The organism is Streptomyces sp. NPDC003379 (genome assembly GCF_053589195.1).
Map to the genome: position 1 here is coordinate 134,699 of NZ_JBSFRK010000004.1, position 10,591 is coordinate 145,289.

The following is a 10,591-nucleotide window of genomic DNA, read 5'->3' on the forward strand; positions in this document are numbered from 1 at the left end:
GGTGGGTGCTGCGGGACTTACCCCGTCAGTCGCCGCGGTCCGCCCGGGAGTTGCCGCCCGGCCCTCTTCCTACGCGTACGGCCTCCAGTCGCCCAGGTACTTCTCGCGCGTGGCCGACGCGGCTTCCGGCGGGGTGAGTTGAGGTCGCTGGGCCGGGTCGGTGACGGCGGCGCCTGGGCCGGTGTTGCGGTACTCGGCGAAGCGCTGGTTCTGCCACGGGTGGCCCGACGCCATGGTGCCGTAGGGCGCATCCGCGTCGATGCCCGCGCCGAGCCGCGAGTCGCGCACGGTCAGCATCGGCTTCGCGCTCCGGTCGGACGACGGGACCCAGGGGCGGGCCAGCTTGTAGTACGCGTCCGGGGCTCCGCTCGTGACGCGGGACCTCACCACGAGGTACCCGCGCGGATTGGCGAGCGCGGTGCTCGGCGCGAACACGAAGCCGAACGGCGCGCCCGACAGGTCGGTCCGGTGCAGCGTGTGGAACCGGCAGCCGTCGAAGACCGCCGTGGCCCGCCCGAAGACGAAGTCGACGTCACCTTCGGCACAGCAGTCGCGGAAGTACTGCCGGGCGAAGGCGGTGAGCGCCCTCGTGTCGGCGTACAGCGTGTCCTGGTGGCCGAGGAAACGGCAGCGGAAGAACGCCGAGCGGTCCCCCGTCGCCTTGAGCGCGACCGCCTGCGTCCCGGAGACGATCTCGGGGTGCTCGGCCCGCAGCCAGTCGTTGGCGAACGTCACGTCGCGCGCGGTGAACCCGTCGGCCTCCACGGTGACGGTCGCCGAACCGGACGTGCCGTACGTGCCGCCGCCGTCCGGCCGGGGCGTGCCGGCCGCGTTGTCGTACACGATGACGACGTCGCGCGGGTCGCCGCTCGCTCCGACGAGAGTGAGGCCGGTGTGCCCGGCGGCGACCTTCACGACTTCTCTGTACGTCCCCGGGGCGACGACGACCGTCCAGCCGGGGCCGCCCACCGCGTCCACGGCGGCCTGGACGCGGGTGAAGTCGCCGGTGCCGGGGCGCGGGTGAACGTAGAGGGTCCGGGCCACCAGCCGGGCGGCGGGCGAGCCGTAGCGGCCGAAGGGGCGGCCGCGGGATGCGGTGGCCGAGGCGGGCGGCGCCAGGACGGACGCGCCAAGAGCGAGCGCGGCGCCGGTGCCCGCGGCGAGCAGGGAGCGGCGGGTGAGAGGGGTGTGCGGGTGGGGCGAGGGCATGGAGATGCTCCTTCGCGGTGCGGCTCGGTCGAATCGGGTGGCTGGGGTGTCGACTGTGGCCCGGGGGGTCAGCGGAGCTTGTCCGCGCCCGCTCCGTGCGTCACCACGTGCGGCACCGCGCGCGGGTGGTCGACGTGGGTGCGCAGGCGCGGGGTCCATCCCGCGCCGGACTGGAGCGTCTCCTCGGGGAACTCCGCGTTGTGGGCGGCGATCAGGTCGGCGCGCTTGCCGTTCACGTAGTTGTGGTCGGCGGTGACGGGCGCCTCCTTCCACTTCTTCAGGATGCGCCCGGTACCGACTCCGCCCGGCAGGGTGAACGCGTTGAACTCGCCGACGAGTTGGGACTCGGCGCCGATACCGAAGGAGTACTGGTAGCCGTCGCGCGGGACGACGAAGTGGTTGTTGTAGGCGTCGACCTTGCCGAAGCGCACGCGCGGGGCGCGCTCGACGATGTTCCGGAAGAGGTTGTGGTGGAGCGTGACGCGGAGTCTGCCGCGGTCGGTGGCGCCCGCGCTGTCACTGTTGCCGATCATGAGCGTTTTGTCGTGGTCGGCGAAGACGTTCCAGGAGACGGTGACGAGGTCGGCGCCCCGTACGACGTCCAGCTCGCCGTCGTGCCGCTGGTAGAGCTCTCCGTAGTAGGAGGGCAGCGAGCTGTCGGGGTGGGCGCCGTCGGTGAAGGTGTTGTGGTCCAGCCAGACGTGCGTGGAGCCGTACACCACCGCGCTGTCGTACTCCGAGTTCCAGGCGCCCCGCGCGCCGTCCGTGGGGTCCCACTGCGGGAAGCAGTCGAGGGGGCTCTCCAGCGTGAGGTCGCGGACGATCACGTTGTCCGCGTCCTTGATCTGGAGGCTGCCGCCCACGACCCCGGCGTTCGCGCCGACACCCACGACGGTTGTGTCGGAGGGGATGTACGCCTTGACGGCCGCGGCCTGCCGGGCCGCCGAGGCCGCGCGCAGGTCCTCCTGCTCGCCGCTGACCGGCCGGTCCCTGCCCCACACGGCGGGGTCGTACGCGGCGAGGTACTTGTTGAAGTCGTACCCCTCCGCCTCGAACGCCGCGCAGCCGCCCGCCCCCGTGGCGTCCAGCGTCCCCTTGACCTTGATGATCCGGGGCCCGTCGCCGCCCGCGGCGAGCGCGGCCCTGAACTCGGCCCAGGTGGTGACCGTGTGGGTGCGGGCGGCGCCCGCGCCCGCGCCGCCGGTGGTGCCGCCGTCGGCGGACGCCCAGCCGTCACGTGCGGGGAGGGTGTCGCGGGCGGGTGCCGGGTGCGCCGCCGCTGCGGCGGGGACGGCGAGGACCGCGACGGTGAGGGTGAGGGCCGTGCAGCCCGCGAGCAGGGTGGAGCGGACGAGCAGGGTGGAACGGACACGCGTCGTCATGGTCTCTCCTCCGTCGGCCAGGTGATCCAGGTCTCCGGGACCGCGTCGTCGAGGCGGCGCACATCGCCCGGGGCGAGCACCCTGCGGTGCAGCAGCTCCGCCGCGACGAGGCGGGCCACGGCGATCGCGCCGGGCGGGTTGAAGTGGGTGTTGTCCTGTTCGGACGCGGTCCAGTTGAAGTACCGCTTGGTCTCCTCGGCACCGAGCTTGTCCCACAGCGCGAGGGACAGCGCCTGGATGTCGAGGAGCGCGGCCCCCTCGTCGGCGGCCAGCGCCCGCATCGCGTCCGGGTAGTCGCCGTGGGTGGGCACGGCGGTGCCGCCCTCGTCGAAGCGCCGGCGTTCCACGGAGGTGAGCAGCACGGGGCGCGCGCCACGCGCCCGCGCCCCGGCGACGTACTGACGCAGGTACTCCTGGTAGGTCGTCCACGGCTCGGTGTACCGGACGGGGTCCTCGTGCTTCGCGTCGTTGTGGCCGAACTGGATCAGGAGGAGGTCGCCGGGGCCGATCCTGTCGAGGATCGCGGTGAGGCGGCCCTCGTCGACGAAGCTCTTCGAACTCCGGCCGTTCACCGCGTGGTTGGCGACCGGCAGGGCGGGGCGCAGGAAGAACGGCAGGGCCATGCCCCAGCCCGTCTCGGGGGCGGCGGGCCGGTACTTCTGTGCGGCGGTGGAGTCGCCCGCGATGTACAGGGTGCGCCGGCCGGGGCCCGCGGCGGTCACTGGTGCTCCTTCTTCCACTCGGCCTGCGCCTCGTTGAGCTGCTCGGCGAGCGAGTCGAGGAAGTCCTTGGCGGACATCTTGCCGAGCAGGACCTTCTGGAAGTTCGGCTCGTTCTCGGCCTTGCTGATGGTGTTCCAGTCGGGCAGGTGGTACGGCAGCTGCACGATCTTGAGGGAGCCGTCGTTGAGGGCTTCGGCGGCGAGCTTGGTGGGCTCGGACTTCTTCACCCAGGAGTCCTTGGCGGCCTCGGTGTTGGCGGGGATGGCGCCCGCCGACTCGTTCCACTTGCTGTTGGACTTGTGCGAGGCGGCGAACTCGATGAACTTCCAGGCGGCCTTCTTCTTCTTGCTCGACTTGAAGAGGCCGAGCCCGTCGACGGGGTTGGACACCTGGACGCGTACGCCCGCGTCCGTCGTGGGGTTGGGCAGGCCCCGGAACTTGTCCTCGCCGAGCGCCTTCACGTGGTCCTGGTAGGAGCCGAGGTTGTGGCTGAGCATGCCGATCTGGCCGCTGTCCCACTGGGCCACCATCTTGGTGAAGTCGTTGTTGAGGTCGGCGGAGGGCGTGGCCTTCTTGTAGAGGGCGGCGTACTTCTTCAGCGCGGCCACGTTCTTGGGGTCGTTGACGGTCGTCTCGTCGCCGTCCCAGAAGTCGCCGATGCCGGACTGCCCGTACATCGCGTCGAGGGCCTGCGCGATGGAGCCCTCGCCGCCGCGGATGGTGTAGCCGAAGCGGTTGTTGTCCCTGTCGGTGAGCTTCTCGGCTGCTTCGTAGAACTTGTTCCAGGTGGTGGGCGCGTCCAGGCCCGCGGCCTTGAAGAGGTCGGTGCGGTAGTACAGGACGCCGTTGCTCGCGGACGTCGGGACGGTGTACAGCTCGACGCCGCCGCCCGCCGAGCGGACGCTGTCGACCATCGCCGACGTCAGTCTGCCCTCCAGCGTGCTCTTCTCGACGCGCTTGTCCAGCGGTTCGAGGGCGTCCTGCGCCGCGATCCCGGCGAGCATCGCGGCGCCGACGCCGCCGACGTCGGGGAGGCCGCCGCCCTGGATGGCGGTGTCGTACTTGGACTGGACGTTCTCGGCGGGCACCCCGACGTACTTGACGTCGATGTCGGGGTTCTCCTTCTCGAAGTCCTCGATGATCTCCATCCAGATGTCCTGGCGGACGGCGGTGTTGTTGTCCCAAAAGACGATCTCTCCCTTGCCGCTGCCCTCGCCGCCCTTGTCCCCCGCCGCTCCGCTGCCGTCGTCACCGCAGGCGGTGGCGGTCAGGGCGAGGGCGGTGGTCAGGGCGAGGGCGGCGGTGGTGCGGCGTCCGGCGTGCGCGTTCATGCTCATGGTCCTCATCGGCTCTCTTCTTGGGTTGCGTTTCGGTGAGTGATCCGGAAGTGCGTGAACAGGGCCGTGCCCGTCGGCCCCTCGCCCGCGGGCGCCGCCGCGAACAGGCCGAGCAGTGCGCCGACCCAGCGCCAGGGCGTCGCGGCGAAGACCGGCCCGTCCGTGGGCCGGAAGCCGTCGCCGGTGTCGGCGTGGAAGCGGCAGCGGGCGCCGTCGGTGATCTCGACGCGCAGCCGGGCCGTGCCGTTCGGTGCCGGGCGCGGCGGCGCGGCGTCCCGCTCCGCCTCCGCGCCCGCTTCGGCGAACCGGTGCACGAGCCGGGCCGTCCCGTCCTCGCCCCGCTCCAGGCCGACCCAGGAGTACGCGTCGCCGAGCACCGCCAACCCGGCGCGGGCGCCCGGCGCTTCGGCGTCCAGGCGCAGCTCGACCTCGACGGTGCAGGGCCTCAGGGGCAGGCGCTGGGTGAGCGTGTGCGGCAGGGCGCGTACGTCGTCGGCGCGCGCGGTGCGGACGCAGGCGAGGCGCAGCCCGTCCCCGGAGTGCGAAGTGGCCCATCCGGTGCGGGGGTTGGCGGTCCACTGCCACTGGAGGCCGTGCCGCCCGCCGGGGAAGTCGTCGTTGGTGGCCGGGGCGGACGGGGGCTGCGGCGGCAGATCGGGTTTCCGGTGTACGTCGACGGGGGCGCCGTCGTTCCCGAGCACCGGCCAGCCGTCGGCGCCCCACCGCATGGGCTGGAGGTGGACGACGCGGCCGTACGCGCCGCGCTGCTGGAAGTGCAGGAACCAGTCCTCGCCGGTGGCGGTACGCACCCAGCCGCCCTGGTGCGGCCCGTTGACGGGGGTTTCGCCCTGCTGGAGGACGATCCGCCGCTCGTAGGGCCCGTGGAAGCTCCGAGCCCTGAACGCGCCCTGCCAGCCGGTCGCCACGCCTCCCGCCGGGGCGAGGATCCAGAACCAGCCGTCGTGCCGGTACAGCTTCGGCCCCTCGATGGTGAACCAGCCGGGGATACGGTCGCCGTCGACGAGCACCTGCCCCTCGTCGAGCAGTTCGCGTCCGTCCGGGCTCATCCGGTGGCCGGTGAGCCGGTTCTTCACGCCGGAACGCGACTTGGCCCAGGCGTGCACGAGATACGCGGAGCCGCTCTCCTCGTCCCACAGGGGGCAGGGATCGATGAGCCCCTTGCCGGCCTTGAGGAGGTGGGGCCGACTCCAAGGCCCGCGTATCCGCGGGGCGTTCACTTGATGGACACCGTGATCGGGATCCCCCCAGAAGATCCAGAAGCGCCCGTCGTGGTGGCGCAGGGACGGCGCCCACACCCCGCAGTCGTGCCGGGGCGCGGCAAAGGCCTCGGCCGGTTCAAGACGGTCCAGGGCGTGGCCGATCAGCGTCCAGTTGACGAGGTCGCGGGAGTGCAGCAGCGGCAGACCGGGGGCCCGGCCGAAGCTGGACGCGGTGAGATAGAAGTCGTCCCCGACCCGCAACACGTCCGGGTCGGACCAGTCGGCGGCGAGAACGGGATTGCGGTAGGTACCGTCGCCGAGGTCGACGGTGGGCCGGGCACCGGAGGGGGTGGGCACGGCATCGGCGGCCGACGCCGGGAGAGCGCGGGCCCGTGCGGCCGAACCACCACCCGACACGCCCGGAGCCCCGGCCGACGGCAAGGCCGACGCCGCCCGAACCTCGGCACTGGCCGTGGCAGCCACCTGCCCAACCCCGCCCGACACAGCCCCACCACCGCCCGACGGGGAGGCCGACGCCGCCCGAACCTCGGCACTGGCCGTGGCAGCCACCTGCCCAACCCCGCCCGACACAGCCCCACCACCGCCCGACGGGGAGGCCGACTCCGCCCGAACCCCGGCACTGGCCGTGGCAGCCACCTGCCCAACCCCGCCCGACACAGCCCCACCACCGCCCGACGCCTCCGCCCCGGCCGACGGCAAGGCCGACGCCGTCCGGGCATCGGTGGCAGTCCCCCGCCGGGCACCGCCGGATCTCTCGGCCGCACTCACGCCGTCACCGCCTTGCGGATCAGCGCCGCCGCCCCGGGGCGGTCCAGGGTGCCGTCGGCCACGACGGTGACGACGCGGCGTACGAGGGTGTCGTGCGGGGCGAGGGGCAGGCGGGCGGTGGAGGCCAGGGAGGAGCCGACGCCCGGGTACTCGGCGGCGCGTACGAACCACGGGTCGCGGCGCGTCTGTGCCGTGGCCCCGGCGAACACCAGCGTCCAGCCGTCGCCGGCCAGCGCCAGCCACTCCGCGCGGGCGGCGTGCGCGGCCTCCTCGCCCTCGGCCTCGGCGGTGAAGACCCGCGGGGGCGCCGCCGCCTTGGGGGCGCGCCAGAAGAAGCCGCCGTACGCGGCGCCGGGGCGGCCGTTGGTCGCCGGACTGCCGATCGTCAGCTCGGCGCCGGTCGCGTTGGTGAGCGAGAAGGTGAGGTCCAACGCCCATGCCGCGTCGGTGAGTTCGACGGCCGCTACGGTGCGCCGCTCGCGCAGCAGCACGTCGCCGTCCGCCGCCCAGGCGATCTCCTGGACGAAGCCGTCGGGGTCGTGCAGCTTGAAGCTCTGGTGGTGCTGGACTCCGTGGTTGTCCAGCTCCATCGGCCCCTGGTCGCGTACGAAGGTCCGCCCGCCCCAGAAGTTGCGTCCCGCCACGTCGGGCACCGCGACACCGGCCCCGAGGTGGTGCGGGTGGTCGTCGGGGCTCAGTTCGGTGACGGCCGTCCCGCAGAGCGTGGTGACGGGGTGCAGATAGGGGCGGGGCGACATGCTCCGGTCCAGTTCGGGCCGGACGACATAGCGGGCGACCGCGCGTCCCGCGCAGCGCAGCACATGGGAGCCGGGTGGGTGGTGCGGGGATGTGTTCATGACGTACTCACCTCGTTGTGAATGTCGCCGTGGGGAAGTCCGGGTGGGCGGCGGGCCCAGGAGGCGCCCAGTTCGGAGTAGAGGCAGAGCGTGTCGGCGGCGACCGCGATCAGGCCGTCGATGCCCTGCACGACCCGGCGGCCGGCGCTCCCGCCGGGCTCCGGGCGCCACGCTTCGGCGGGCAGCGCGACCGGGTCGGGCGCGAGCCGCACCGCCTCGACGACCCGCATGAACGCGCCGGTGGCGGCGGGCGGCACAAGGAGTTCGGCGCGGCCCATGAGGTGCTCGACCAGGTTCTCCAGGAGGTCGGTCCTGCCGTACAGGGCGGGTGCGCCCGCTGTCTCCGAGACCCCGGCGACCCCCGTGGCCCCCGCGGCACCGCGCCGCACCTGCACGCGGTCCTGCTTGTACCAGAAGGTGACGCGCCCCTCCGTGCCGTGCACCACGACGTACGGCTCCTGCGCCGCCTCCGCGCAGAGCGTCGCGGCGACGGTCACCCGGCCGCCGCCCGCCGTGGACACACGTACGCACGACGTGTCGTCGGACTCGATGGCGTTGGCGCGGAAGAGCTCGGTCTCCACGGCCTTGACGTCCTCGGCGGCCGTGCTGCCCGCCAGGGCGAGGGCGGTGGCGACGGCGTGCGCGAGGGGGTTGGTCAGGACGCCGTCGACCACGTCCACGCCGTCGAGGCGGCGGTGCCCGGCCCAGGGCGCCCGCCGGAAGTAGGCCTCGTCCCGCACCCACGCACCGGCCCCGCCCACGCCGGTCACCTCGCCGATCGCCCCCTCTGCGACGATCCTGCGGATGGCCGGGACGGCGTGCGAGCCGAGCGACTGGAAGCCGATCTGGACGGCGGTCCCGGCCGCTTCCGCCCCGTCGGCCATCCGCCGGAACTCCGCGTAGGAGGGGGCCGGGGGCTTCTCCAGGAGCAGGTGGACGCCGCGCCGCGCGGCGGCCAGCGCCAGTTCGGTGTGGGTCGGGATGGGCGTGCAGACGACGGCGACGGCGGCGCCGGTCGAGTCGAGGAGCCCGGCGAAGTCGTCGGACTGCTCGACCGCGCCGCCGAGGCCGACGAGTTCCTCGCCCACCAGCGGCTTCAGCTCGCAGACGCCCGCCAGGCGGACCAGACCGAGCCCTTGGAGGCGGCGGATGTTCTCCAGGTGCCAGCGGCCGTGCCCGCGGGCCCCCGCGAGGACGACGGGCAGCGGGAGGCGAAGGTCCCGGGCCGGGGCGCTCATCCCTTCACCGCCCCGGCGCTGAACCCGGTGACCAGCCACTTCTGGATGAACGCGAAGACGATGACGACGGGCACCGCGGCGACGACACCACCGGCGGCGAGCGCGCCGAGGTCGACGCTGTCGGCGCCCATCAGCGTGGCCAGACCCACCGGGATCGTCTGCTTGCCCTGGTCGCTGAGGAACATCAGGGCGAAGAGGAAGTGGTTCCAGCTGTGCACGAAGGCGAAGGAGCCGACCGCGATCAGGCCGGGCCGCAGCATCGGCAGGACGACGGCGCAGAACGCGCGGAAGCGTCCGCAGCCGTCGACCCAGGCGGCCTCCTCCAGGACGTAGGGCACGTTCCTGATGAAGCCGCTGATGAGGATCATCGACAGGGGCAGCTGGAAGACGGTCTCGGCGATGACGACGCTGGCCAGCGAGTTGATCATCCGCAGCTCGGCGAAGATCTCGAAGAGCGGTACGAGCATCAGCGCGCCCGGGATGAACTGCGAGCAGAGCAGCGCCAGCATGAAGGCGCGCTTGATCCGGAAGTCGAAGCGGGCCAGCGCGTAGCCGCCCGCGAGGGCGACGAGCGTGGTCATCACCATGGAGACGACACCGACGAGCAGGCTGTTCTGGAAGAACGTGGCGAAGCTGCGCTCGGTCCACACCTTGTCGAAGTGCTCGAAGGTGACGGGCCACGGCACGAGCGAGGTGGAGCCGGTGGGGCGGACCGCGAAGAGCAGGATCCAGTAGAAGGGGATGAGGGTGAAGAGCAGGTACAGCCCGAGGGGTGTGTAGATCTGCCAGCGGGGCGTCCGCCCGATGGTGGTCTCCCGGGCCTTGGTGGTCTCCCGGGCCTTGCGCGGAGCGGTGAGCGTGGCGGTCATTTGTCCTGGCCCCCGAACTTGCTGAGCCGCAGATAGAGCAGCGAGCAGAAGAGAAGGATCACGAAGGCGATGGCGGTCAGCGCGGACGCGTAGCCGAAGTCGTGCGAGTCCACGGCGATGGACGCGATGCGCAGCGGCAGCGTCGTCGTCTCGCCGGCCGGACCGCCGCCGGTGAGGGTGTAGAGCAGGTCGACGTTGTTGAACTCCCAGACCGCGCGCAGCAGCGTGGAGAGGATGATCGCGTCCTTCAGGTGCGGCAGCGTGATGTGGAAGAACTGCCGCCAGCGGCTCGCGCCGTCCACCTCGGCCGCCTCGTAGAGGTCCTTGGAGACGGACTGGAGGTCGGCGAGGATGAGGATCGCGAAGAAGGGGACGCCGCGCCAGAGTTCGGCGACGACGACGGCGGGGAAGACCGTGCCGGTGTCGGAGAGCCAGGACGTTCCGTACGAGCCGATGCCGACGTCGGCGAGGTAACGCGTGATGCCCGTCTGGGAGTTGAAGATCAGCAGCCAGATGGTCGAGGTGAGGACGCCGGAGACGGCCCACGGCGAGAAGACCAGGGCGCGGGCCATCGCGCGCCCCACGAAGGTCTGGTTGACGAGCAGCGCGAGCGCGAGCCCGAGCAGCAGTTGCAGCACGATCTCGACGGCCACCCACTGGAGGCTGAAGCCGAGGGTGGTCCAGAACTGCGGGTCGTCGGTGAAGGCGGTGACGAAGTTGTCGAGGCCCGCGAAGCCGTTCCGCCACGGCTTGGTGGGGTTGTAGTGCCGCAGGCTGTAGTAGAAGACGCTGACCACCGGATACGCGATGAAGCCGAGCATCAGCAGGGCGGCGGGGGCGATCAGCAGATACGGGAGGCGGCGCGGGGTCGCCCCGACCCGCCGCCGCTTGTGCCGCCTCGCCTTGTCGGGCGGCGGCTGCGCGGTGCTTGGCGGTGGCTTCGCCACGGCTGCGGCCTGGGCCATGAC

9 protein-coding genes are annotated in these 10,591 nt (G+C 72.4%); all 9 read right to left on the minus strand.

What is annotated here, in order from left to right; genetic code table 11:
- Positions 1-69: 69 nt before the first annotated feature.
- Positions 70-1,209, minus strand: a complete 1,140-nt coding sequence (locus ACWDVB_RS05610) for a pectinesterase family protein (RefSeq protein WP_451514161.1) — start codon at positions 1,207-1,209, stop codon at positions 70-72.
- 68 nt (positions 1,210-1,277) lie between these two features.
- Positions 1,278-2,591, minus strand: a complete 1,314-nt coding sequence (locus ACWDVB_RS05615) for a pectate lyase family protein (RefSeq protein WP_451514160.1) — start codon at positions 2,589-2,591, stop codon at positions 1,278-1,280.
- Positions 2,588-3,313 carry a rhamnogalacturonan acetylesterase gene (locus ACWDVB_RS05620; protein WP_451514159.1) on the minus strand — a complete coding sequence of 242 codons (726 nt, stop codon included), beginning with the start codon at positions 3,311-3,313 and terminating at the stop codon, positions 2,588-2,590. The genes ACWDVB_RS05615 and ACWDVB_RS05620 overlap by 4 nt, the downstream gene beginning before the upstream one ends.
- Positions 3,310-4,659, minus strand: coding sequence for an ABC transporter substrate-binding protein (locus tag ACWDVB_RS05625; RefSeq protein WP_451514158.1), 1,350 nt, complete (start codon positions 4,657-4,659; stop codon positions 3,310-3,312). The genes ACWDVB_RS05620 and ACWDVB_RS05625 overlap by 4 nt, the downstream gene beginning before the upstream one ends.
- Entirely contained in the window at positions 4,656-6,227 is a 1,572-nt protein-coding gene (locus ACWDVB_RS05630) for a family 43 glycosylhydrolase (protein ID WP_451514157.1), read from the minus strand. Before ACWDVB_RS05630 ends, ACWDVB_RS05625 begins: the two co-directional genes overlap by 4 nt.
- 428 nt (positions 6,228-6,655) lie before the next feature.
- Positions 6,656-7,516: a DUF6807 domain-containing protein gene (locus ACWDVB_RS05635; protein WP_451514156.1), complete on the minus strand. Its 861-nt coding sequence runs from the start codon at positions 7,514-7,516 to the stop codon at positions 6,656-6,658.
- Positions 7,513-8,754: a Gfo/Idh/MocA family protein gene (locus ACWDVB_RS05640; RefSeq protein WP_451514155.1), complete on the minus strand. Its 1,242-nt coding sequence runs from the start codon at positions 8,752-8,754 to the stop codon at positions 7,513-7,515. Before ACWDVB_RS05640 ends, ACWDVB_RS05635 begins: the two co-directional genes overlap by 4 nt.
- Entirely contained in the window at positions 8,751-9,623 is an 873-nt protein-coding gene (locus tag ACWDVB_RS05645) for a carbohydrate ABC transporter permease (RefSeq protein ID WP_451514154.1), read from the minus strand. Before ACWDVB_RS05645 ends, ACWDVB_RS05640 begins: the two co-directional genes overlap by 4 nt.
- Positions 9,620-10,588, minus strand: a complete 969-nt coding sequence (locus ACWDVB_RS05650; protein ID WP_451514153.1) for a carbohydrate ABC transporter permease — start codon at positions 10,586-10,588, stop codon at positions 9,620-9,622. Before ACWDVB_RS05650 ends, ACWDVB_RS05645 begins: the two co-directional genes overlap by 4 nt.
- Positions 10,589-10,591: the final 3 nt, after the last annotated feature.

What these genes read in the sequence shown, in the direction of transcription:
- ACWDVB_RS05610 (WP_451514161.1), bottom strand. Translation starts at nt 1,209, where the DNA reads ATGCCCTCGCCCCACCCGCACACCCCTCTCACCCGCCGCTCCCTGCTC.
- ACWDVB_RS05615 (WP_451514160.1), bottom strand. Translation starts at nt 2,591, where the DNA reads ATGACGACGCGTGTCCGTTCCACCCTGCTCGTCCGCTCCACCCTGCTC.
- ACWDVB_RS05625 (WP_451514158.1), bottom strand. Translation starts at nt 4,659, where the DNA reads ATGAGGACCATGAGCATGAACGCGCACGCCGGACGCCGCACCACCGCC.
- ACWDVB_RS05635 (WP_451514156.1), bottom strand. Translation starts at nt 7,516, where the DNA reads ATGAACACATCCCCGCACCACCCACCCGGCTCCCATGTGCTGCGCTGC.
- ACWDVB_RS05640 (WP_451514155.1), bottom strand. Translation starts at nt 8,754, where the DNA reads ATGAGCGCCCCGGCCCGGGACCTTCGCCTCCCGCTGCCCGTCGTCCTC.
- ACWDVB_RS05645 (WP_451514154.1), bottom strand. Translation starts at nt 9,623, where the DNA reads ATGACCGCCACGCTCACCGCTCCGCGCAAGGCCCGGGAGACCACCAAG.
- ACWDVB_RS05650 (WP_451514153.1), bottom strand. Translation starts at nt 10,588, where the DNA reads ATGGCCCAGGCCGCAGCCGTGGCGAAGCCACCGCCAAGCACCGCGCAG.